At 47.2% G+C, this 22,388-nt stretch carries 21 protein-coding genes and 1 tRNA gene; 7 read left to right on the top strand and 15 right to left on the bottom strand.

Annotated features, from left to right (window positions below):
• The first annotated feature begins 88 nt into the window (after positions 1-88).
• The gene (locus tag FH968_RS13640; protein WP_139880372.1) at positions 89-979 is read left to right on the top strand and encodes a LysR family transcriptional regulator; all 891 of its coding nucleotides are present in this window, start codon (positions 89-91) and stop codon (positions 977-979) included.
• Between the two features lie 32 nt (positions 980-1,011).
• Here FH968_RS13640 and FH968_RS13635 read toward each other — a convergent pair whose 3' ends face one another.
• The 11 genes from FH968_RS13635 to FH968_RS13585 all read right to left on the bottom strand — a co-directional run bounded on the left by FH968_RS13635 (position 1,012) and on the right by FH968_RS13585 (position 8,307).
• Positions 1,012-1,395 carry a DUF805 domain-containing protein gene (locus FH968_RS13635; RefSeq protein WP_139880371.1) on the bottom strand — a complete coding sequence of 128 codons (384 nt, stop codon included), beginning with the start codon at positions 1,393-1,395 and terminating at the stop codon, positions 1,012-1,014.
• An 86-nt stretch (positions 1,396-1,481) separates the two neighbouring features.
• The gene (locus FH968_RS13630; protein WP_139880370.1) at positions 1,482-2,474 is read right to left on the bottom strand and encodes a glutathione S-transferase family protein; all 993 of its coding nucleotides are present in this window, start codon (positions 2,472-2,474) and stop codon (positions 1,482-1,484) included.
• A gap of 84 nt (positions 2,475-2,558) precedes the next feature.
• Positions 2,559-2,951 carry a DoxX family protein gene (locus FH968_RS13625; RefSeq protein WP_139880369.1) on the bottom strand — a complete coding sequence of 131 codons (393 nt, stop codon included), beginning with the start codon at positions 2,949-2,951 and terminating at the stop codon, positions 2,559-2,561.
• Between the two features lie 209 nt (positions 2,952-3,160).
• Entirely contained in the window at positions 3,161-3,451 is a 291-nt protein-coding gene (locus FH968_RS13620) for a YqjK-like family protein (RefSeq protein WP_139880368.1), read from the bottom strand.
• Positions 3,448-3,846, bottom strand: coding sequence for a phage holin family protein (locus tag FH968_RS13615; protein ID WP_139880367.1), 399 nt, complete (start codon positions 3,844-3,846; stop codon positions 3,448-3,450). Before FH968_RS13615 ends, FH968_RS13620 begins: the two co-directional genes overlap by 4 nt.
• 2 nt (positions 3,847-3,848) lie before the next feature.
• Positions 3,849-4,154 (bottom strand): YqjD family protein, encoded by a 306-nt coding sequence (locus FH968_RS13610; protein ID WP_139880366.1) that lies wholly within the window; start codon positions 4,152-4,154, stop codon positions 3,849-3,851.
• A gap of 35 nt (positions 4,155-4,189) precedes the next feature.
• The gene (locus tag FH968_RS13605; RefSeq protein ID WP_139880365.1) at positions 4,190-4,558 is read right to left on the bottom strand and encodes a DUF1090 domain-containing protein; all 369 of its coding nucleotides are present in this window, start codon (positions 4,556-4,558) and stop codon (positions 4,190-4,192) included.
• Positions 4,559-4,728: 170 nt separating this feature from the next.
• The gene (gene mzrA / locus FH968_RS13600; protein ID WP_370451505.1) at positions 4,729-5,112 is read right to left on the bottom strand and encodes an EnvZ/OmpR regulon moderator MzrA; all 384 of its coding nucleotides are present in this window, start codon (positions 5,110-5,112) and stop codon (positions 4,729-4,731) included.
• A gap of 5 nt (positions 5,113-5,117) precedes the next feature.
• Positions 5,118-5,780 carry a DedA family general envelope maintenance protein YqjA gene (yqjA, locus tag FH968_RS13595; RefSeq protein ID WP_139880363.1) on the bottom strand — a complete coding sequence of 221 codons (663 nt, stop codon included), beginning with the start codon at positions 5,778-5,780 and terminating at the stop codon, positions 5,118-5,120.
• Positions 5,781-6,108: 328 nt separating this feature from the next.
• The gene (gene exuR / locus FH968_RS13590) at positions 6,109-6,885 is read right to left on the bottom strand and encodes a transcriptional regulator ExuR (RefSeq protein ID WP_139880362.1); all 777 of its coding nucleotides are present in this window, start codon (positions 6,883-6,885) and stop codon (positions 6,109-6,111) included.
• A gap of 126 nt (positions 6,886-7,011) precedes the next feature.
• Complete coding sequence (locus FH968_RS13585) at positions 7,012-8,307, bottom strand: MFS transporter (RefSeq protein WP_139880361.1); 1,296 nt, start codon at positions 8,305-8,307, stop codon at positions 7,012-7,014.
• Positions 8,308-8,799: 492 nt separating this feature from the next.
• Between FH968_RS13585 and uxaC the strand changes: the two genes are divergently transcribed.
• The 3 genes from uxaC (at position 8,800) to FH968_RS13570 (ending at position 12,346) form a co-directional block, all read left to right on the top strand.
• Positions 8,800-10,209, top strand: a complete 1,410-nt coding sequence (gene uxaC / locus FH968_RS13580; RefSeq protein WP_139880360.1) for a glucuronate isomerase — start codon at positions 8,800-8,802, stop codon at positions 10,207-10,209.
• Between the two features lie 18 nt (positions 10,210-10,227).
• Positions 10,228-11,715 carry a UxaA family hydrolase gene (locus tag FH968_RS13575; protein WP_139880359.1) on the top strand — a complete coding sequence of 496 codons (1,488 nt, stop codon included), beginning with the start codon at positions 10,228-10,230 and terminating at the stop codon, positions 11,713-11,715.
• Positions 11,716-11,803: 88 nt separating this feature from the next.
• The gene (locus FH968_RS13570; RefSeq protein WP_139880358.1) at positions 11,804-12,346 is read left to right on the top strand and encodes a YgjV family protein; all 543 of its coding nucleotides are present in this window, start codon (positions 11,804-11,806) and stop codon (positions 12,344-12,346) included.
• A 36-nt stretch (positions 12,347-12,382) separates the two neighbouring features.
• On the opposite strand, the gene sstT is transcribed toward FH968_RS13570, so the two are convergent.
• The 3 genes from sstT to FH968_RS13555 all read right to left on the bottom strand — a co-directional run bounded on the left by sstT (position 12,383) and on the right by FH968_RS13555 (position 16,157).
• Positions 12,383-13,627 carry a serine/threonine transporter SstT gene (sstT, locus tag FH968_RS13565; protein WP_139880357.1) on the bottom strand — a complete coding sequence of 415 codons (1,245 nt, stop codon included), beginning with the start codon at positions 13,625-13,627 and terminating at the stop codon, positions 12,383-12,385.
• Positions 13,628-13,932: 305 nt separating this feature from the next.
• Complete coding sequence (locus FH968_RS13560; RefSeq protein WP_139880356.1) at positions 13,933-14,901, bottom strand: TerC family protein; 969 nt, start codon at positions 14,899-14,901, stop codon at positions 13,933-13,935.
• 257 nt (positions 14,902-15,158) lie between these two features.
• On the bottom strand, positions 15,159-16,157 hold the full coding sequence (locus FH968_RS13555) for a Gfo/Idh/MocA family protein (protein WP_139880355.1): 999 nt from the start codon (positions 16,155-16,157) through the stop codon (positions 15,159-15,161).
• A 247-nt stretch (positions 16,158-16,404) separates the two neighbouring features.
• On the opposite strand from FH968_RS13555, the gene FH968_RS13550 reads away from it, so the two are divergent.
• The 3 genes from FH968_RS13550 (at position 16,405) to FH968_RS23890 (ending at position 20,661) form a co-directional block, all read left to right on the top strand.
• Positions 16,405-16,489: transfer RNA gene (locus FH968_RS13550), tRNA-Leu, on the top strand.
• Positions 16,490-16,687: 198 nt separating this feature from the next.
• The gene (locus tag FH968_RS13545; protein ID WP_139880354.1) at positions 16,688-17,959 is read left to right on the top strand and encodes an integrase arm-type DNA-binding domain-containing protein; all 1,272 of its coding nucleotides are present in this window, start codon (positions 16,688-16,690) and stop codon (positions 17,957-17,959) included.
• 278 nt (positions 17,960-18,237) lie between these two features.
• The gene (locus FH968_RS23890; protein ID WP_223271322.1) at positions 18,238-20,661 is read left to right on the top strand and encodes a DNA methyltransferase; all 2,424 of its coding nucleotides are present in this window, start codon (positions 18,238-18,240) and stop codon (positions 20,659-20,661) included.
• A gap of 56 nt (positions 20,662-20,717) precedes the next feature.
• On the opposite strand, the gene FH968_RS13535 is transcribed toward FH968_RS23890, so the two are convergent.
• Entirely contained in the window at positions 20,718-22,148 is a 1,431-nt protein-coding gene (locus tag FH968_RS13535) for a hypothetical protein (protein ID WP_139880353.1), read from the bottom strand.
• Positions 22,149-22,388 lie beyond the last annotated feature (240 nt).

Genomic DNA, 22,388 nt, shown 5'->3' with positions numbered 1-22,388 from the left:
TACACTAAACCCATGGTAAAGCTCTGGACGATGCATTGTTAGCCAGTTAATCTGCTTGGTATGTTCAAATTTCCTGAATGAGAACGAGATGGCAAAAGAGAGAGCATTGACGCTGGAAGCATTGCGGGTCATGGACGCAATTGACAGGCGCGGGAGTTTTGCCGCTGCAGCTGATGAGCTGGGGCGCGTGCCGTCGGCACTGAGTTACACCATGCAAAAGCTGGAAGAAGAATTAGATGTCGTGCTGTTTGATCGCTCAGGCCATCGCACAAAATTCACTAACGTCGGGCGAATGTTGCTGGAACGTGGGCGAGTTTTGCTCGAAGCAGCTGAAAAACTTACCACCGATGCAGAAGCGCTGGCGCGAGGCTGGGAAACACATCTCACTATTGTGACTGAGGCTCTGGTGCCGACGGCCAAGCTCTATCCATTAGTGCGAAAATTGGCTGAAAAAGCGGATACGCAACTGTCGATTATTACCGAGGTATTGGCGGGGTCGTGGGAGAGTCTGGAGCAGGGGCGTGCCGATATTGTCATTGCGCCGGATATGCATTTCCGTTCTTCATCGGAAATTAACTCGCGCAAACTGTATAAAACCATGAGCGTGTATGTCGCTGCCCCAGATCACCCGATTCACAGCGAACCTGAGCCACTTTCAGAAATGACGCGTGTTAAATATCGCGGAATCGCAGTGGCGGATACCGCACGTGAACGGCCAGCTCTGACGGTACGATTACTGGATAAACAACCGCGTCTAACGGTGAGTAGCATGGAAGATAAGCGTCAGGCGTTGCTGGCGGGCTTGGGCGTGGCGACCATGCCTTATCCGATGGTTGAGCAGGATATTGCCGAAGGGCGCTTACGTGTGGTGAGCCCTGAATATACCAACGAACTGGACATAATAATGGCGTGGCGACGCGATAGTATGGGCGAGGCAAAAGCCTGGTGCCTGCGTGAAATACCGAAACTGTTGAAGTAAAAAGTGGGTGGTTCATCCACCCACAATATTTATTAATCAGTCACTATTCTGGCATCCAATATTTTTGGATCGCGACCAAACGTATTAACTCCTGGCGTACCGCTCTGGCAGTTAAATGCCAGAATAATCAGCCAGCCGACAATTGGAATTAGCAGCAGTAACAACCACCAGGCTGAACGATCGGTATCGTGCAGGCGTCGGAACTGTACGGCCCAGTAAGGTAAGAATATGAGCACACCATAAATTGTGGTGAGCAGACCTTCATCCTTTGCAATGCGCAGCCCTAACATTTTATCCAGAATGGCTAATACCCCGGTCAACACAAGGTTAACCAAGATAAACATCCAGAACTCTTTGCGGCGTGCGCGCCCACTAAAGCCAACATAATTTTTTAATACTTTGAAATACCAATCCATTTTTAGCCTGCCTTGATTTGTCATCAATCTATTTCAAGAGTAGCCGTGAATGGATTTCACGTAAATCATAGTCTTGATGAATTTAATCAACCTTTGTTAAACCGTTCGTCGCGTCCGTGTGGTTTGTTTAAATCTTGGGCGGGGCCAATGGAAATAATTCCGGTCGGGTTAATCGTCTTATGGCTACGGTAATAGTGATTGCGGATATGCGCGAAGTCGACGGTTTCAGCAATGCCTGGCATTTGGTAAATATCGCGCAAGAAACCGTACAGATTCAGGTAATCACTTATGCGGTGTTTGTCGCATTTAAAGTGAGTGACATAAACCGGGTCGAAACGCACCAGTGTTGTCCACAAACGAATATCCGCTTCAGTTAGTTGGTCACCGGTTAAATAACGGTGCTGGCCCAGGATTTGTTCTACGCGAGCCAGTGCTTCAAACACTTTCGTCACAGCTTCATCATAGGCTTCTTGCGATGTGGCAAAACCCGCTTTATACACACCATTATTAATGGTGTCGTAAATCCAGCTATTCAATTCATCAATCTGGCTGCGTAACTGAGTCGGGTAGTAATCCCCTGCGCGGGCACCTTTTGCATCAAACGCGGTATTCAGCATGCGAATGATTTCAGCCGATTCGTTACTGACAATCGTCTGTGTTTTCTTGTCCCATAAAACCGGCACGGTAACGCGGCCTGTGTACTCTGGGTCGGCTTGCAGGTAAAGCTGGTAGAGATATTCGTGTTGGTACAGGCCGTCGCCAGTCGCGTTCGGGAAGTCATCGTCAAACGTCCAGCCATCTTGCAACATGAGTGGGTTAACTACCGAAACGGAGATAAAAGACTCAAGGCCTTTTAGCGCGCGCATGATCAACGTGCGATGCGCCCAAGGGCAGGCGAGGGAAACATAGAGGTGATAGCGGTCTTTTTCGGCAGCAAAACCTCCTTTACCGGTCGGGCCTGCTTCGCCATCAGCAGTCAGCCAGTTACGAAATGCAGACTCCGAACGCTTGAAACTGCCACCCGTCGATTTGGTGTCATACCAGACGTCGTGCCAGACGCCATCAATAAGCTGTCCCATGTTTCACTCCTCTTTGTGTTGCCTTTAAAAACAAAAAAGCGAAGGGGTTAACCTTCGCTTTTATCAGTACTCAGTATAGAACTGTTACCACTTTTTATTCAGTACACGGTCGATGCTGTAAGCACCCGGCCCGAAGGTTGCCAGCAACAGATAACCACCTGCAATGGTGAAGTTCTTCATAAACATGGTGGAGTTCATTCCCTGGCTGAAATCGCCGTGGAACAAAAACGCAGTCAGAATCGTAAACACTGCAGTAATAATCGCTGTTGTACGAGTGAAGAAACCGAACAGAATCGCCAGGCCGCCACCGAACTCAAGCAAAATGGTCAACGGCAGTAAGAACCCTGGAACGCCCATCGCTTCCATATATTGTTGAGTGCCGGAATAACCGTTAATTTTGCCCCAGCCTGCAACGATGAACAGAATCGGCATCAAAACACGAGCTAACAGTACACCAGCATCATCTAATTTTTTCATTTTACTCTCCAGCGAATCTCTTGTGGGTGCTATCAACCCAGGGATGTTTGTTTTTGCAATTTCCGGTGGTTACCGTTAACTGCGGTTGATGGGGAGGATAATAGACGTGAGGTTAAAGGATTGTTAGCAAGGAAAACTGTCGATGTTCTTCAAATATATTGAGTGATGCTGGATATAAAAACGCCGCCTGAATCAGGCGGCGTTTAGAATTAACGCGATTGCTGTTGAATAGTGTTGCGGACCAGGCGCCAGGCGCTCCAGGCTCCAAAACCACGTCTGGCCCAGCGCATCATGAAGCTAGGGTGGCGCACCGTCCAGATAGCCATCACGCTGCTGGCGGCTAACGCATAGCGCCGTAAGCTCACTAGCGTGTTCCAGCCTCTATCATAAGTGCCTGTCACTTCAAGCCAATCGCGCCTGCCTGCACTTAAATCCAGCCGCTGTTGTTGAATTTGGCTGAGCAAAAATGCTTTGCGCTGTTCGCGCTCACGGTCACTCATGGCTTGTTGTCTTCAAGCAACGCACGATCGTTGTCGAGCTCGCGCCGGGTATGGCGTAACAATGTGGACTGCCGGGATTTATGGAGTGTCCATATACCACCGATTAATGCCAGTGCCAGCAGTACGACTGTCGTTGCAATCATGGCATTCAGGCGATACTGAGGATCGACTGCCCAGATAACCAGCACCATCAGACTCATTAATCCGAATGCTGCAAACAGCATGGTTAATCCAAGCATCAATAAGAGCTGAATGATGTGAGCTTTCTCTTCTTCCAACTCTACAACAGCAAGGCGTAAACGTGTCTCCACCATCCCAACGATGATGGTGACAATACGTTGACCTATACCGAGGACACTTTTACCCGGCCCCTGAGTTTGATGAGATTCAGGCATAATTAACGACGAGTGAGCAGGACACCGAGTACGACGCCAATCGCCGCCCCAATACCAACGCCAGTCCACGGATTTTCACGGACATAGTCGTCAGCTTTTGCTGCAGCTTCGCGCGTCTGTTTGGCAATAATGTCGCTAGTATCTCCCAGACGTATGCGGCTTTCTTTCAGTGCTTTTTCCGCTTTGCCACGCAGTCTTTCCAATTCGGATTTGGACTTGTCCGTCGATGCGCTCAGCACCTCTTCAAGGGTATCTGCCAGGGATTTCAACTCAGCGCGCAAATGTTCTGATGTAGTATCTTTTGACATGGTTCTCTCCAGGTGTTCGAGGTTGATCCTTAAACTTAATAATCACGGGCCTGCAAAGTTTTCAGCTCATGTTCAGCTTCAGACAGTTTCTGCTCCCGCTTCGAAATTTTGTCAGCGTCGCCTTTTTCGCGCGCTTCTTTAAGATCTGCTTTGCGTTCGGCGATTTCAGCTTTTTGTTCGTTAATTTTCTTCTGGTGATCCGCACGTAAACTGCTGTCGGTGCAATTGGCGCGAACTTCTTTCAACGCTTTGTTAAGCCCATCAACACGACTTTTGTTCTGGTGTTTCTCCGCATAGCCAATTTCTCGCTGAATATCCTGCTCTTTTTCGCTGCACAGCGAGCTCGCATGTGCTGCAGATGTCAGGGATAACAAGGCGATAGCCAATACGGTACGATAGTTCATGATAAAAACCTTCCATTGTGAATGTACGTTAAGCCGCAAGGTTAAACACACATAGAATCCAGAAACTTAACGAAAATACTGATTTATAGCGATTTAGGTCAGAACAAGCATAGTCAGAAATTGAGTAAAAACCCAATCCATTGTTAACAAATTAGGATTTCAGGAAAGGGTTAACCGATGCGGATATTTTCGTTGAGCACACGCGTAAGCCAGTTGCCGGCGCTGATATCTTCTTCTTGTTGAGCAATCACGTAACCATGCGGCAGCGTTTTATAAAGCACTTCTTTGGCCGCTTCACTTTGCGCAATAGAGTCAAACTTGATAAGCAACGTGTTGTTGTCCGGGGTAATGCTTTTAAAGCGAATGCCATTGGCGTCAAGATGGTGCCAGACAGAAAAACCATCTGGCATGCTAATGCCTTGCTGGCTGGTGCGTATTTCCAGCGTGGATTCTGTGCTTTGCATCCCTGACCATATCAGGATGGCGGCCAGCACAATGGCGCCTATCAGCATCGTAGCCCTCAGGCCACGGAAAAAATGTGGTTTCATCGTCATCCCTCTTAACTGCGATTTCCGTATTTTTTACGCCAAAGCACAATCAACGAACCGATCAGGCCAAATACCAGTAACACGACAGGTAATAGCATCAGGCAGGACATCAATGCATCTTCATATTTCAGGAACACCGGCGTTTTGCCGAGCAGGTATCCTAGCGAGGTGAGGATCAGTACCCATAACAGGCCGCTCATCCAGTTGAAGAACTGGAAGCGCGCATTGTTCAGACCAGACAAACCAGCAATAGTTGGTAACAAGGTTCGAACAAAAGCAATAAAGCGACCAATCAGTAATGCAGACAGGCCATGTTTATGGAACAGGTTGTGCGCGCGCTGGTGATAATGTGCGGGAAGATGCGATAGCCAGTTCTGCACGATTCGCGTGTTTCCAAGCCAGCGCCCTTGAATATAACTGAGCCAACAACCCAGGCTCGCAGCTGTTGTTAACAGAAGAAGTGTTTCCGGAAAACCCATTGCTCCTTTAGCAATCAGCACGCCGACTAAAACCAACAAACTATCGCCTGGCAGGAAAGCTGCTGGCAGTAGGCCGTTTTCAAGGAATAAAATCATGAATAACACGAAGTAAAGCATGCCAATCATTCCTGGATTGGCGAGTGTTTCAAAATCCTGGCTCCAGAGAGCGTTCAACAGTTGCGTGAAAAGTTCCATTCAGTGTTCCTGGCACATCGGTTAAGACCGCTGATCAAAGTCAGATTGGTAGAGCACGGCATTGTTATGTGTGTGTTGTTGCCGATTGTAATCCACCGCTTGTTACCTGGTCGTGTCACAACTCCATGTGAATGCGGGCCAGGTTGGTGGAAGCAAAGCTAACACCGACGGAGAAATTGCATCTAATTGTAACAAAGCTCTGCCGTATGCGTCACAGTATTTGTGCTTTGTTGAGGGCTGATTTTGCTGACTAGCAGAGGGGCTGGCGAGGGTATTTACAAACGCTGACACTATTGGTTGGTTTGCTTACCCTCGCGCGAGGAAATGGCTATTTTTGACCGTTTGCGGCTGTGTCGAGATGAATAACAGGATTATCAGCAAATAAGTAGCGATCGGCATTAAATTCGAAATCATCGCTGGTTGCATCAAACAGCATCTGTTTGGTGTTTTCCAGATGTTGCCACATCGCCAGTTTAGCAGCATGTGGGTCTTTACGAATCAGTGCTTTAAGAATCTGGTCATGATCATCACACCAGTTGTCAGCGGTGCGCTTATCAATATGTTCGTGGAGTTTTTTCCAGTACGGGTTGTGGATACGTTGGCTCCACATTTTTTCTACAATCGCGGCGAGGGCACTATTCTGAGAGGCCAGCGCAACCTGAGTGTGAAAATGAAGGTCCCATTCTGAATCCTGGAAATTATGCTCATTACGCGCCATTTCCTGAATTTCCATAAGCTTGACGATATCTTGTTTGGTGACCTGAGTTGCCGCAAATTCAGCAATATTACTTTCAATCAACTGGCGAGCTTGCAACAGTTCAAATGGCCCAAAGCTTGCGAACTCAAACCGCTCATCAGGAATATTGGTATATTTTGCCTGATTAGACATAACGTGGATGCCGGAACCCTTGCGGACTTCGACGTAGCCTTCCACTTCCAGCATGATAATCGCTTCACGAACCACAGTGCGGCTCACGTTCTTTTCTTCAGCAATAAAGCGCTCAGCCGGGAGTTTTTCCCCGACCAGATAAACACCGTTTTCGATGCGTTGTTTAAGTTCAGCGGCCAATTGCTGATAAAGACGACGTGGTTCCATAATTTCCATCTGTAGCTCCGGGAAAGACCCTGCGGGTAACCTTATTTGTTATACCACTTTTCAAAGTTAGGCTCCACATCCCAGATACACAAAAGCCGCCTGTACGGCGGCTTTGTATGCAAATTGAGACACCGATTAGGCTAATGCTTGTTTCGATTTTTGCGAGTCATTTAACTCACTGATAGGTTTGTTTTGCAGCACAGTCCAGATAACGATAGCACCGAGGATATCGAATACTGCCAGAGCGGCGAACAGCGGGCTGAAGCCAAGGGTATCGGCCAACGCACCAACAACCAGAGCAAACAGGGTACTTGCGGTCCAGGCGGCCATACCGGTCAGACCGTTTGCTGTTGCTACTTCGTTACGACCAAACACATCAGAAGACAGGGTGATCAGTGCGCCAGACAGCGACTGGTGAGCGAAACCACCAACACACAGCAGGGCGATTGCAACGTATGGGCTAGTGAACAGACCGATAGTCCCGGGAGCAATCATCAGAATCGCACCCATGGTCACAACCAGTTTACGAGAAACAATCAGGTTCACGCCGAATACGCGCTGGAAGAAAGGTGGCAGGTAGCCGCCAACGATACAACCCAGGTCAGCAAACAGCATTGGCATCCAGGCAAACATCGCAATGTGTTTCAGATCAAAGCCATATGCTTTAAACATGAACAGTGGAATCCAGGCGTTGAAAGTACCCCAGGCCGGTTCTGCAAGGAAACGTGGCAGAGCGATACCCCAGAATTGACGGTTTTGTAAGATTTTCCAGGCACTCATTTTTTTGCTGTTGTTGGTCTGGTGCTGCGCTTCCTGACCACCAATAATATATTCACGTTCTTCTTCTGACAGGTGTTTCTGGTCGCGTGGGTGTTTGTAGAAAATCAGCCATGCCATTGCCCAGGCAAAGCTCAGAACACCGGAGATGATGAACGCCATCTGCCAGCTGTGCATGACAATCGCCCAAACCACTAATGGTGGAGCAATCATGCCGCCGATAGATGAGCCAACGTTGAAGTAGCCAACAGCAATAGAACGCTCTTTAGCCGGGAACCATTCGCTACTGGCTTTCAAGCCGGCAGGGATCATGGCAGCTTCAGCAGCACCCACGGCACCACGAGCGATTGCCAGGCCACCCCAGCTTCCCGCCAGTGCAGTTGCACCGCAGAAAATTGCCCATGCGACAGCAAAGAATGCGTAGCCAACTTTCGTGCCCAGCACATCAAGTACATAACCGGCAACAGGTTGCATGATGGTGTAGCAAGCTGAATAGGCGGCGATGATGTAGGAATATTGCTGAGTGGAAATATGCAGCTCTTGCATCAATGTTGGTGCAGCCGCCGCAATAGTATTACGTGTCAGATAACCCAGTATGGTGCCCATGGTTACCAGGGCAATCATGTACCAGCGCAAGCCTTGAATCTTTCGCATTTTGAAGTTCATCCCGTCTTAATAATCAACCGCATGTCATGCGGTTGCACGTCCGACATTGCTGCCCGATCGTCTGTTCTATTTAGAGGGTTCATATCCGGGGGTTATCACCCGGTACGACCCGTACCTTGCCATATAAAAAAACTGCCTGCGGCAATTCCGGTTTCCGTACCGTGTTGCGCTGTTCGTGATATCAGCGTCTGAAGTATTTCCGTTACTTATGCATTGCGACGGCAGAAAGATAACTTGTCATACAGCTTTAAAAGTTGAGTGATATCACAAAAGTGTTGATCAGCTCACTCCAAGGGGGTAGGGGCTTGCAGACCAGAACTGGCGCGGGATACGGGTTCGTTTTAAACAGAGTATTAACAATAAAAGTGTGGTTTTTGTGATGAATACCTCAAAAATCCACTCGGTCTCAAGAAATTGGTGTGATAACTTTGTTTGCATTATGCGCAAGCATCGAACTGCTATGAACAGAGGAACCCTACAATGGCCCAGTTTATGACTGAAGATTTTCTCCTGGACACCGAATTTGCCCGCCGCTTGTATCATGAGTTTGCAGCCGATCAGCCTATTTTTGACTATCACTGCCATTTACCACCGCAGCAAGTTGCTGAAGACTATCGTTTTAAAAACCTGTATGACATCTGGTTAAAAGGTGATCACTACAAGTGGCGTGGTATGCGCGCAAACGGGGTGGAAGAGCGCTTGTGTACTGGCGATGCGACTGACCGTGAGAAATTCGATGCTTGGGCCGCGACGGTTCCGCACACCATCGGTAACCCTCTATATCACTGGACTCACCTCGAACTGCGTCGGCCGTTCGGCATCACTGGCAAACTGTTATCTCCTACAACTGCTGATGAAATCTGGGACGAATGTAATGAGTTGCTGACTCAGGATAGCTTCTCCGCACGTGGCATCATGAAGCAGATGAACGTGAAAATGGTCGGCACGACTGATGACCCTATCGACGATCTGCGTTTCCACCGCCAAATCGCACTCGACGGTTTTGAAACCAAAGTGCTGCCTAGCTGGCGCCCGGATAAAGCGTTTAACATTGAACAAGCTACCTTTGCTGAGTACATGGGCAAACTGGCAGAAGTTTCCGATACCGACATCCGTCGTTTCAGTGATCTGCAAACTGCACTGAGCAAGCGCCTGGACCACTTCGCAGAACACGGCTGTAAAGTTTCCGACCACGCATTAGACGTTGTTTTGTTTGCCGAAGCAGACGAAGCGACTCTGGACGGCATTCTGGCTCGTCGTCTTTCAGGTTCTACGCCAAGCGAGCACGAAGTTGCACAGTTCAAAACTGCTGTTCTGGTTTGGCTGGCTGCGGAATATACCCGTCGCGGTTGGGTTCAGCAGTACCACATTGGTGCGCTGCGTAATAACAACCTGCGCCAGTTCAAACTGCTGGGGCCTGATGTGGGCTTTGACTCCATCAACGACCGTCCAATGGCTGAAGAACTTTCTCGCCTGCTTAGCAAGCAAAACGAAAACAACGAACTGCCAAAAACTATCCTGTACTGTCTGAACCCGCGCGATAACGAAGTGTTGGGCACCATGATTGGCAACTTCCAGGGCGAAGGTATGCCAGGCAAGATGCAGTTTGGTTCCGGTTGGTGGTTCAACGATCAGAAAGATGGCATGGAGCGTCAAATGACGCAGCTCGCACAGCTTGGTCTACTGAGCCGTTTCGTCGGGATGCTGACTGACAGCCGTAGCTTCCTGTCATACACCCGCCACGAATATTTCCGCCGTATCCTGTGCCAGATGATTGGCCGTTGGGTTGAAGCGGGCGAAGCACCGGCAGATATCCAGTTGCTGGGCAAAATGGTGGAAAACATCTGCTTTAACAACGCCCGAGACTACTTTGGCATTGAACTGAACTAATCAGGCTCTGAGGTTGATATGCAATACATCAAGATCCATACGCAAGATAACGTCGCTGTTGCGTTAGTGGACCTGGCCGAAAGTGAAATCGTTACCGTTGACGGTGCAGAAATTGCTTTGCGCCAACCGGTGCTACGTGGCCATAAATTTGCGCTTACCACCATTGCGCAAGGTGAAAATGTCGTTAAATACGGTTTGCCAATTGGCCACGCTTTGGCAACGATTGAAGCCGGTGAGCACATTCATTCACACAACGCGCGTACCAATCTGAGCGATTTGGACGAGTATCGCTATCAACCTGATTTCCAGTCTTTGGCTAAGCAGGCTGCAGACCGCGAAGTAAGCGTTTATCGTCGTGATAACGGAACGGTGGGTGTGCGTAACGAGTTGTGGATCCTGCCAACTGTAGGCTGTGTAAACGGCATCGCGCGTCAGATTCAGAACCGTTTCCTGAAACAGAACAACGACGCCGAAGATATCGACGGCGTATTCCTTTTCAGCCACCCGTTCGGTTGTTCACAACTGGGTGAAGACCACGTTAACACCCGCACCATGCTGCAAAACATGGTGCATCACCCAAACGCGGGTGCAGTACTGGTGATTGGCCTGGGTTGTGAAAACAACCAGGTGAGCGCCTTCCGCGAAACGCTGGGTGAATACGATGCGTCTCGCGTGCAATTCATGGTTTGCCAGCAGCAAGACGATGAAGTAGAAGCCGGGCTTGAGCAACTGCAAGAGCTTTATGAAGTGATGCGCCACGACAAGCGTGAGCCGGGCAAACTCAGCGAGCTGAAATTCGGCCTTGAGTGCGGCGGCTCAGATGGTTTGTCCGGTATTACGGCTAACCCAATGCTGGGTCGTTTCTCAGACTATATGGTGGCAAATGGCGGTACGACTGTACTGACCGAAGTCCCAGAAATGTTTGGCGCTGAACGCATTCTGATGAGCCACTGCCGAGACGAAGCCACGTTTGAAAAAACGGTCACCATGGTGAACGACTTCAAACAGTACTTCATTGAACACAATCAGCCGATTTACGAAAACCCATCACCAGGGAACAAGGCTGGCGGTATCACCACGCTTGAAGAAAAATCCCTCGGCTGTACGCAAAAAGCCGGTGAGAGTGAGGTGGTCGATGTGCTGCGTTATGGCGAGCGCCTGAAAACGCCTGGCCTGAATCTGTTAAGCGCGCCAGGTAACGATGCTGTTGCCACCAGTGCGCTGGCTGGAGCAGGCTGCCATATGGTGCTGTTCAGCACTGGCCGCGGCACGCCATACGGCGGTTTTGTGCCGACAGTTAAAATCGCAACCAATAGTGAGCTGGCGACCAAAAAGCCACACTGGATTGATTTTGACGCAGGCAAACTGCTGCATGGTAGCGACATGAACACACTGCTGACAGAGTTTATCGACACCATTGTTGATTTCGCTAACGGCAAGAAAACCTGCAACGAACGTAATGATTTCCGCGAGTTAGCCATCTTTAAAAGCGGCGTCACGTTGTAAGTAGCATTATAGGTGCTACCATGAAACGGCATTTTGATATTCAGAATGCCGTTTTTTTTCGTCTTGAGTTTACAAACAAGGACATGTCATGACCGCGTATTGGGTTGCCCAGGGCGTCGGCGTTCTCGCCTTTGTGGTTGGCATCACCACCTTCATCAACCGCGATGAACGGCGTTTTAAGTTACAACTGGCAGGTTATAGCGCCATCATTGGTATTCACTTCTTTTTGATGGGAGCAAGCCCGGCGGGCATGAGTGCGGAACTTAACGCGATACGAACCGTGATTTCCCTACGCACCCGTAGCCTCTGGGTTATGGGGATTTTTATTGCCTTAACGCTGGGATTTGGCCTTGCGAAGTTTAACCATGCAATGGAATTACTGCCGATTGCCGGAACAGTTGCCAGTACCTGGGCATTATTCCGTTGCAAAGGGCTAACCACGCGCTGCGTAATGTGGTGTTCCACGGCTTGTTGGGTGACACATAACTTCTGGTTGGGGTCGATTGGCGGGACATTAATCGAAGGGAGTTTTCTGGTTATGAACGGCCTGACCATCATTCGCTTCTGGCGTATGCAAAGGCGAGGAATTGATCCGTTTAAAATTGAAAAAGAAGTGCAACAACAGGAATAAAAACTCCCCGCCTCGAAAGGCAGGGAGTGTTGAGCATTAACCGCGTAACGGGTTTTTATCAGCCAGGCGTGCATCTTCTGCCTGGCAAGCCGCCGCAGTAAACAGCACGTCGGTTGAGGAGTTCAGTGCAGTCTCGCAAGAATCCTGCAACACGCCGATGATGAAGCCGACTGCAACCACCTGCATGGCAATCTCATTTGGGATGCCAAACATGCCGCAAGCCAGTGGGATCAGTAGTAGAGAACCGCCCGCCACACCAGACGCCCCGCATGCACACAGAGAAGCCACCACGCTCAGCAGTATGGCTGTTGGCAGATCCACTGGCACACCCAGAGTATTTACCGCAGCCAATGTCAGAACGGTAATAGTGATTGCCGCACCAGCCATGTTAATGGTTGCGCCCAACGGGATGGACACGGAATAAGTATCGCGGTCCAGATTCAGCTTCTCACACAGCGCCATATTTACTGGAATGTTGGCCGCAGAACTACGGGTGAAGAAGGCTGTTACGCCACTTTCACGCAGGCAAGCGAACACCAGTGGATACGGATTGCGACGAATTTTCACGAACACCAGCAGCGGGTTGATGATAAGTGCCACGCCGAACATACAACCAACCAAAACCAGCAGCAGTTGTCCGTAACCCCACAGCGTTTCAAAGCCAGTTGTGGCAAGTGTTGACGCCACCAGACCAAAAATACCGATTGGGGCAAAGCGAATCACCACTTTCACGATAAAGGTGACTGCGTTGGAGACATCGTTAATCAAGTTTTTAGTGCTTTCGTTACCATGGCGCAGAGCAAAGCCCAGGCCCACAGCCCACACCAGAATGCCGATGTAGTTGGCGTTCAGCAGCGCATTAATTGGGTTAGATACCATGCTCAGTAGCAGGCCGCGCAGAACTTCCACAATGCCCGATGGCGGAGTGATATCTGTCGCGCCAGCCACCAGGTGCAGTGTGGAAGGGAACAGGAAGCTGACCACGACCGCGGTGAGTGCCGCAGTGAACGTGCCCAGAAGGTAAAGCACCAGAATAGGGCGAATACTGGTTTTCTGACCGTGTTGATGGTTGGCAATCGACGCCATCACCAGCATCAGAACCAATACTGGGGCGACAGCTTTCAGCGCACCAACGAATAATGTACCGAGCAAACCGACGGCAATTGCCGCTGGTTTTGAAATTGCCGCCAGTGCGATACCGAGCACCAGACCAACTAAAATCTGTTTTACCAGACTGCCCTGTGCCAGGCGTTGAAAAATACCCGGGGATTGTGTAGCCATGAATAACCTTCCTGTGTTGTATGTCGTCCCATCCAGCATTGGTACTCTGAGGTACTTAATTCACCGGATGTAAAGAATTGTGTTTGCCTGGTTGAGTATAAGGAAATGTCGCAGGGTAGTAAGTAGTAATCACTGATTATTTCGGCATCGGTTAGATTTTTTAACTGTTTATTAACAAATGTGTGATATTAGCGACAAATCGCAAAGCCTGAGCTGAACGGCTAATTGACTTGCCAGATTTACGTGCCTTAAAAAGAAAACCCCGCCAATTGAAGTGAATGGCGGGGTTTTTCAATCGTGAAGGGTTACTTCGCGAGTTTCTTCTGATCGTTACGGTAGTTCACAATGGCGTTGATGATAAGCGTCAGTGCCAGAATGCCACCCACCACGCCCAGCGAAATCGCGATTGGGATATGGTAGAAATCGACAATCATCATCTTCACGCCAATGAATACCAGAATGATCGATAGACCATACTTCAGCATTGAGAAACGCTCTGCTACGCCTGCCAGCAGGAAGTACATCGCACGCAAACCCAGGATTGCAAACAGATTCGACGTCAGCACGATGAACGGATCAGTTGTCACCGCGAAGATAGCCGGAATACTGTCGACCGCGAAAATCACGTCGCTCAGTTCAACCAGAATCAGTACCAGCAGTAACGGTGTTGCGAACAACACGCCGTTTTTACGAATAAAGAAGTGCTCGCCTTCAATTTTATCCGTCATGCGTAGGTGACTACGAATCCAGCGCACCAGCGGCTTATCGCCGATACCACCTTCATCTGCTTTTGCCAGCGCCATCTTGATACCCGTGAACAGCAAGAACGCGCCGAAGATATACAGCAGCCATTCAAACTGGGAAATCAACCAGCTACCCGCGAAGATCATAATGGTACGCAGCACAATCGCACCCAGCACACCGTAGACCAGCACGCGGCGCTGCAATGCAGCAGGAACAGCGAAATAGCTAAACAGCATCAGCCAGACGAAGACGTTATCTACTGCCAGCGCTTTTTCAATCAGATAACCAGTGAGGAAGGCGAGAGCTTGTGTGTCCGCCACTTCACGGCCAGATGTTCCGGTGAGATACCACCAGAATGCTGCGTTAAACAGCAGCGAAAGCGAAACCCAGACCAGGGACCAGGCTGCTGCCTGTTTCATGGACATGGTGTGCGAGCCTTTACGCCCCTGGAGCAGGAGGTCGATAGCCAGCATGATGACGACCACAACGGCAAAACCGCCCCACAGTAATGGAGTGCCGACACTATTCATAAAAATTATTCCTTCAAAAACAAAAACGGCCAACGTCGGAAGACGCCAGCCGCTAATGCTTGCAACAGGGATCTCGCCTTCCGGCAAGGTCTCACTTACAACGTATAAAACGTTGCCCGGCAACCGGGTGCTTTAGTAGCACCGTAATGACGATTAACCGGCAATGAAGTTACTCCCCTTTGCGGGCGGGAAATTATTACATTGCACACATTTCGTCAACATTTCACCTTTTGTTTTACACAGCTTTACGCCGTATATCACACAGGAGAATGTGCCGGCACATCATCCGCCGGGAATTTCACGCCAGTCTGGGCGCGGATTTCCGTACTCAGCGCCGCAGTGGAACGCGACGTGACTAAACCTGGATGATTCACTTCGTTGCCAGCGACTAAACGAGCAAAGACTTCGGCTTCATAAAGCATAGTATTGATATGCTGCGGCAGCGTCAGATCCTGCGGTTTGCCACCACGCGGAATAAATGTAATGCGCTGGCACTCAGATATTTTCTCGATAACCAGCGAACCCGCTTCACCCTGGATCTCACTTGGAATCACCGAATCACTCACTTTGGAGTGCAGCAGATTTACATCAAAATCACCGTAATTCATCTGCACTGAACCGTGCGCATCAACACCGCTTTCCAGAAGACTGGCGGTGGCATGAACCGAATACGGCTCACCCCACAGCGCAACCGCAGAGGCCAGGGTGTAAAAACCAATGTCCATAATCGAGCCGTTAGAGAGCGCCGGATTAAAGGTATTTGGATTCTCGCCATCCAGATAACGCTGATAGCGAGATGAATACTGGCAATAGTTGAGCAGTACTTTGCGGATCTTGCCCACTTTCGGCAACGCCTGCTGAAGCGCGATAAAATTCGGCAAGCTAGCAGTTTTAAACGCTTCGAACAGCACCACCTGGTTTTCACGCGCACAGGCAATTGCCGCTTCCACTTCGCGCAAATTAGACGCCAGCGGCTTCTCGCAAATCACATGTTTTTTATGGCTAAGGAACAACAGCGTTTGCGGGGAGTGCAGGGAATTCGGGCTGGCGATGTAAACCGCATCAAACGCATCGCTTTGCGCCATCGCATTCAGGTCGATAAACAGATGCTCCACCGGATAGTCGCTGGCGAAGGTTTGCGCTTGTTCAAGTGAGCGGGAGTAGACCGCGGTGAGTTTATATTTGCCACTTTCGTGAGCAGCATCGACGAACTGACGGGTGATCCAGTTAGTTCCAATAACAGCGAGGCGTATCATAAACGGGTGCTATCTCCGAAGGGGATTATCTTTGAAAGACTATCATGATGTGATGGGAAAACCAGTGCTGGGCGCCGCAGATTTGAGGTGCTCAGATGAGATAGATCACCGCTATATCAGCTCCATACGCATAATAAAGCGATAATGCGTTTGTTTTTTCAGCACTTAGCACGCAAAAGGTAGAATGGGGCTTGCAAGGCGGTCTGTGACAGGTATAATCCCCAACGTTTTCCGCATACCTCTTCGTGCCGAAGTGGCGAAATCGGTAGACGCAGTTGATTCAAAATCAACCGTAGAAATACGTGCCGGTTCGATTCCGGCCTTCGGCACCATTAGTATGTAAATAGACCTCAATTGAGGTCTTTTTTTATGCCTAAAATCCAGTCTCCGCAAGGCTCACCTCGCTTTTTCAGTCAACATAAGTCAACCTGATTCAATCTACATCAACTTACTGATGCGGGTACAAATGCGGGTATATCCCGGTTCGATAATGTTTGTACCCACACAGAACCCTTGAAAGGATACTCAACATGGCTCTGAGTGATGTGAAGGTTCGTACAGCCAAGCCCGAAGAAAAAGCTTATAAGCTGACGGATGGTGACGGCATGGTTTTGCTTGTTCACCCGAACGGTTCGAAATATTGGCGGCTGCGTTATCGCTTCGGCGGTAAAGAAAAGATGCTGGCTTTAGGGAAATACCCTGAAGTGTCGCTGGCTGATGCCAGGGCACGGCGTGATGAAGCTCGTAAGCTTTTAGCTAACGGCGTTGATCCCAGTGAGAACAAGAAAGCCGTTCAGGTAGAGCAGGAGCAAGAAGCGATAACTTTTGAAGTGGTAGCCAGAGACTGGCACGCCAGCAATCAGAAGTGGTCGGCATCGCATAGTGCTCGTGTATTGAAAAGCCTGGAAGACAATTTATTTGCTTCAGTTGGGAAGCGAAATATCAAAGATATTGGTACTCGTGACTTACTGGTTCCAATTAAAGCAGTGGAAAAGTCAGGACGCCTTGAAGTGGCTGCGCGTCTTCAACAGCGAACAACGGCAATAATGCGCTTTGCGGTACAGAACGGCTTAATTGATTACAATCCTGCACAAGAGATCGCTGGTGCGATCGCAACAGCTAAACGAAAGCATCGCGCTGCGCTAGATCTCAACCGCATTCCTGAGTTACTCCATCGTATTGATAACTACACCGGCAGACCATTAACGCGGTTAGCTGTGGATTTGACGTTACTGGTTTTCATCCGTTCGAGCGAGTTACGTTTTGCTCGCTGGACAGAAGTGGATTTTGAAACGGCTATGTGGAAGATTCCCGGAGAGCGTGAACCGCTGGAAGGCGTTAAACACTCTCAGCGTGGATCCAAGATGAAGACTCCACATCTTGTTCCTTTATCGCGTCAAGCTCTTGCCATTCTGGAAAAGATCAAAAGTATGAGCGGAAACCGTGAGCTGATCTTCGTTGGTGATCACGATCCACGTAAGCCGATGAGTGAAAACACTGTCAATAAGGCTTTGCGGGTTATGGGCTATGATACGAAAGTTGAAGTCTGCGGGCATGGTTTTAGGACGATGGCATGTAGTTCGTTGATTGAGTCGGGGCTATGGTCGAAGGATGCGGTAGAGCGACAGATGAGTCACCAGGAACGTAACTCTGTGCGGGCTGCTTATATTCATAAGGCCGAGCATCTGGGGGAGCGCAGGCTAATGCTGCAGTGGTGGGCGGATTATCTGGATACGAATCGGGATAAGGGGATTAGTCCGTTTGATTTTGGAAAAACTAATGCCCATAAACATGTGGGTTAAGCGCGGACTACTGGGGAATCCCATGATTTGATTTTCTCTGTAGCCTCGCTTGCCATCAGAAAAATCATTTTTATTCAACAACGTAGTATGCAGTAGCTTCGGAAGTTACAACAAATATGTCTCAGAAAAATTTTCTCTAACGAAATTGCAATATCCATAATTGCTTACATATGCAATACTGTTAATTAATACAGTATCAAGTTGATGAAGTGGTTGATATAAGCGAGACAACTATTAATATCCTTCGCTGTTATCGCCAACGCTGAAAAGGTTAAAAAATGTCTGTGTCTAACTACCTACCTTTAGATTTAAAAGTTGATCCCAAAGATGTTACCCATGTTGGTGGTAAAGGGGAGTTCCTTCATGATTGGTATGCATACCTTGAAGGTTATTCATCTGAATTTGTTCGTTCTGTTTTAGATACATATATGCCTAGAGCTAAAAGTATCCTAGAACCGTTTGCTGGAGTAGGAACTACTCCTTTGACGCTTGGTTTTCAAAATATTCAGACATTTTATTGTGAAATAAACCCAGCAATGCGCAAAGTTATTAATGCAAAGTTAACAATTGCAGCTTTGCCAAAAGATAAAAAAATTAATCTTTACAATGAAATTAGGCAGCTATCTAAAGAATTGCCAAATATGTATGGTAGTTTTTGTGAAAAAAAAGAGTTGAGAGAACATTATACAATAGCATTCAAAGATAGCGTATATTTTGATGATGACATGTTTTTAAAGCTTCTGAAAATTAGAACTTTGAACGATGAGTTATTATCTAAAAAGCCAGTAGTAGGGTTAGCACTTGAAGTGGCTGTTATCTCGAAACTTATCATTTGCTCTCGCTTAAAACGTGCTGGCGATGTTCGGTTCAAAACAACTAAAGAACTTGCGAAAGGCCTACCTGAATTTATTAAATCAGTTCAAGAGCAATTAATGCTTTTAGCAGAAGATTGCTTACGTTGTCCAACATCTTTAGTCGAGGCAAAGCTAGTCGCGCACAACGCAAAACAACTTCATGAATTGCAGCCACTTAATGTTGATGGTGTAATTACAAGCCCACCGTACTTGAATGGGACGAACTACTTTAGGAATACTAAGTTAGAGTTGTGGTACATGGGGTTTATTACTACGGCTAATTGTTTACGCAGTTTTCGAGATGATGTTGTGACTTCGGGAATTAATGATGTAACAAAAAATAAAGGTAATATTGTCCACCCAGCTGCCCAAACTGTTGTTTCTGAACTTGCAGCCAATGCATATGATGAACGCATTCCTAAAATGGCTGCAGGATATTTTGAGGAAATGGGGCTTGTATTTAAGGGGCTTTCCAAGCATATGAAAGCAGGCAGTATTGCTGCTATTGATATTGGAGATTCACTTTATGGCGGTATACACGTCCCTACGCATGACATCCTCAGTGCAATAGCAGAGGATTTTGGTTTTGGAACTCTTGATATTGTAAGGTTGAGGGGGAGGAAATCTAAATCAGGGGCCCCTTTAACTCAGTCATTAATTGTCTTGGAAAAGACTAATGTCGATAAAATATCTGTTGCTGGAGTTGATATACAAGGTTGTGATATTTCTCATAAGTGGGATATGTTCAAAGAGTCTTTGCCACACCTTCAGCATCCTTATTCGAAGCGTAACTGGGGCAATGCTCTGCACTCAGTTTGTTCATACCAGGGGAAGATGAAACCTGCATTAGCATTTAAACTTGTAGAAGCATTCTCTAAAGTAGGTGACAGAATCCTCGACCCTTTTAGTGGGTCAGGAACCATTCCTTTTGAAGCTGCACTAAATGGGCGCAAGTCATTTGGTATGGATATTGGTTTGTTGGCAACAAGTCTTAGTAACGCCAAAATGAAGCGGCCAAGTCGTGCTAAGGTCACTGAAATAATTGACTCTTTGGAGGAGTATATTGCTAGCTCTCAACCTAGTAAGAAATCGATTAAAGATGCAACTGAAGTAAAATTCAATAAGACTATTCCTGAGTATTTTCATGAGAATACATTCAAAGAAATAATCTGCGCCCGAGATTTCTTTATCAAAAATCATGATGCTCAATCAGCCGATTGGGCTTTGGTTATGTCATGTATGTTGCATATTTTACATGGTAATAGACCTTATGCTTTGAGCCGTATAAGTCATCCAATTACACCATATGCTCCTTCTGGCGATTTCGTATACAAAAAATTAATTGAAAAACTGTGGGTTAAGGTAAATAAGTCTTTGGACACTGAGGTTGGCGACAGCTTTGTTCCGGGAAATTGCTATCAAGCTGACATACTTGTTCAATGGCCAGAAGAAATACAGGATTTAGATGCGATCATTACTTCACCTCCATTCTTTGACAGTACAAAATTTTATATGACTAACTGGATGAGATACTGGTTTTGTGGTTGGACTAGGAACGATTTTGATACTCAACCAAAGAGCTTTGTTGAAGTGATTCAGAAAAAGTCGTTTGATGCTTATGACTTTATATTTAGTCAGTGTCATGAAAGGCTAAAGTTTGGTGGTTATGCTGTATTCCATTTGGGGCATTCGGATAAATGTAATATGGCGGATTCGTTAAAACCCTATGCAGAAAAATACTTTAGTGTGGTGGATATCTTTACTGAGTCTGTAGAGCACTGTGAAAAACACGGTATCGCTGACAAAGGAGGGGTTACTGGTCACCAATATTTAGTATTGCGAAAATAATCGACTGGCTTTTGACAGAGTAAGGGCAGAAATAGCATCTGCCCTTTTTTTATGTGCTAAACAATAATGTCAGTATTTTCATTGATATCGAAAGTGATATGTCTGTCTCGTCGACGGTTATATTCATCAACGAATGAAAAGTTGTATTTAACTATTTTTGAGCGTATCAATACTTTATCCAAAGCCTTAACAACAAGTTCAGCTGCAATTTTACCGTCACGCTCCATGAGTAACGAAGGCTTTGTTAGAAACTCCTCGTACAACCAATCTAAACGATTGAGTATTTCGGTGATAACTTCATGGTTAGGCTCTGGAGCCATGAGTTCATCTACAGAGAGACCGGTCAATTGCGAGAGCTGACTGATCTGATCTGGATTATAGAATTGTGATGGTGGCCTGTCACGTTTTCTAGTATTGCAAGTTGCACATAGAGCCGTGGCAGTTCCGTCAAGTGGCCATAAAAGAGCTAATGGGCGTGTATGATCAAGGTGCATTTTTCGTTTGTTTTCTAAGGGATCATTACAATTAAAACAATGACCATTGAATCTATTCCATATGTCATCTAGTAATTCACGACCTGTTTTTGCACGATAGCTTAACTGTGGTGATAGTTGATAAATTTCAGCAATTAGTAATTCAAAATTTCTGCGCCGCTGACCATCCTCCTTCATTTGCGCTGCCGTCCTTTGCCAATTCAATGGCATATTTACGTAATATTTCTTACAGAAACGACATTCAAGTTGATATCCAAAATGTAGTAATTTTGTCTCGCCAGTATCAACATCAGTAACTATACCAAACCCTTTATGTCTGCAAGGTGCCTTGGCGACACAATGGTTCGAGAAACATAAGTGCTCTCGTTCATCGTTTACATTAATGGGCAGAAACCTAGCACAGCGGTTGCATGATTTAAGGTGGAAAATAATATTGTGATTGTGCAGTTTTAAATGGCCATCGTACGATAATATCACCTCCCCCTCATTTGTGTAAAAACCTGCTTCAGGCATAATTGAATACATGTTATCGAGGTATCCAAGTTGATCATTTTCGATTGCTGTATCGAAAGCATCATGCCAGATTAAACCGCATTCCAACCCATATAAAGCAACGTATGTGTCTACTTTCGAATAAAAACTAATAGTTACATTTTCTGAGATGCCATTACGTTTCCACATTGAGCCAAATTTTGACGTATCAGTTGAGGTTCGCCTTGAAAACTCATTCTTTACTGAGTTGGAGTTATGAAAAACTATTTCAACAAAATTTTCACATTGGAAGAAGCCACCAAAGCCAACATATGTCTGTCCGTCGCTAACGGGGAACCGAAAGCACACTGTCAATGTTTTGCCTGCTTCTAGTAGAAACGGAGTTACCTCCTCACGTTTATATTCACCCCCAGTGCTGTCCGGATGGCTTTTGAATCCTGATTTTCTGGTAGTAGTTCTTCTGATACCTGAGTATGTTGTTTTACCGGGTAATTTAGCCATATAGTCACTGTTAAGATTAATAAAATTTTATTATCTTACTTTGAATAGGGTTTTGTCTATGTATACCAGCCGGGAGTACATCAAGGGGACAAACTCATTCTACGTAATGGCAGGGTGCTTGTGGGAGTACTCTATGGTGTGTATCAGGAACGTAGTGAGCCTCATAAATGCAAGGCTCTTTCGCTGATGTAGAATGGGTTTGTTATTTTGCTAAATGGATTTTCCCACCTATTCCCAGGC

Source organism: Buttiauxella sp. B2 (assembly GCF_006376615.1).
Lineage (GTDB): Bacteria > Pseudomonadota > Gammaproteobacteria > Enterobacterales > Enterobacteriaceae > Buttiauxella.
The sequence above is the reverse complement of the archived record's forward strand: the minus strand, read 5'-3'. Positions and strand labels throughout refer to the sequence as shown.

Bases quoted from the DNA above. Each gene is read 5' to 3' on its own strand.
- FH968_RS13585 (WP_139880361.1), bottom strand. From the start codon at position 8,307: ATGCGAAAGATTCAAGGCTTGCGCTGGTACATGATTGCCCTGGTAACC.
- FH968_RS13640 (WP_139880372.1), top strand. From the start codon at position 89: ATGGCAAAAGAGAGAGCATTGACGCTGGAAGCATTGCGGGTCATGGAC.
- FH968_RS13570 (WP_139880358.1), top strand. From the start codon at position 11,804: ATGACCGCGTATTGGGTTGCCCAGGGCGTCGGCGTTCTCGCCTTTGTG.
- exuR (WP_139880362.1), bottom strand. From the start codon at position 6,885: ATGGAAATTATGGAACCACGTCGTCTTTATCAGCAATTGGCCGCTGAA.
- mzrA (WP_370451505.1), bottom strand. From the start codon at position 5,112: ATGACGATGAAACCACATTTTTTCCGTGGCCTGAGGGCTACGATGCTG.
- FH968_RS13620 (WP_139880368.1), bottom strand. From the start codon at position 3,451: ATGAGTGACCGTGAGCGCGAACAGCGCAAAGCATTTTTGCTCAGCCAA.
- FH968_RS13535 (WP_139880353.1), bottom strand. From the start codon at position 22,148: ATGGCTAAATTACCCGGTAAAACAACATACTCAGGTATCAGAAGAACT.
- FH968_RS13610 (WP_139880366.1), bottom strand. From the start codon at position 4,154: ATGTCAAAAGATACTACATCAGAACATTTGCGCGCTGAGTTGAAATCC.
- FH968_RS13615 (WP_139880367.1), bottom strand. From the start codon at position 3,846: ATGCCTGAATCTCATCAAACTCAGGGGCCGGGTAAAAGTGTCCTCGGT.
- uxaC (WP_139880360.1), top strand. From the start codon at position 8,800: ATGGCCCAGTTTATGACTGAAGATTTTCTCCTGGACACCGAATTTGCC.
- FH968_RS13575 (WP_139880359.1), top strand. From the start codon at position 10,228: ATGCAATACATCAAGATCCATACGCAAGATAACGTCGCTGTTGCGTTA.
- FH968_RS23890 (WP_223271322.1), top strand. From the start codon at position 18,238: ATGTCTGTGTCTAACTACCTACCTTTAGATTTAAAAGTTGATCCCAAA.
- FH968_RS13545 (WP_139880354.1), top strand. From the start codon at position 16,688: ATGGCTCTGAGTGATGTGAAGGTTCGTACAGCCAAGCCCGAAGAAAAA.
- FH968_RS13625 (WP_139880369.1), bottom strand. From the start codon at position 2,951: ATGAAAAAATTAGATGATGCTGGTGTACTGTTAGCTCGTGTTTTGATG.
- yqjA (WP_139880363.1), bottom strand. From the start codon at position 5,780: ATGGAACTTTTCACGCAACTGTTGAACGCTCTCTGGAGCCAGGATTTT.
- FH968_RS13630 (WP_139880370.1), bottom strand. From the start codon at position 2,474: ATGGGACAGCTTATTGATGGCGTCTGGCACGACGTCTGGTATGACACC.
- FH968_RS13635 (WP_139880371.1), bottom strand. From the start codon at position 1,395: ATGGATTGGTATTTCAAAGTATTAAAAAATTATGTTGGCTTTAGTGGG.
- FH968_RS13555 (WP_139880355.1), bottom strand. From the start codon at position 16,157: ATGATACGCCTCGCTGTTATTGGAACTAACTGGATCACCCGTCAGTTC.
- FH968_RS13605 (WP_139880365.1), bottom strand. From the start codon at position 4,558: ATGAACTATCGTACCGTATTGGCTATCGCCTTGTTATCCCTGACATCT.
- sstT (WP_139880357.1), bottom strand. From the start codon at position 13,627: ATGGCTACACAATCCCCGGGTATTTTTCAACGCCTGGCACAGGGCAGT.
- FH968_RS13560 (WP_139880356.1), bottom strand. From the start codon at position 14,901: ATGAATAGTGTCGGCACTCCATTACTGTGGGGCGGTTTTGCCGTTGTG.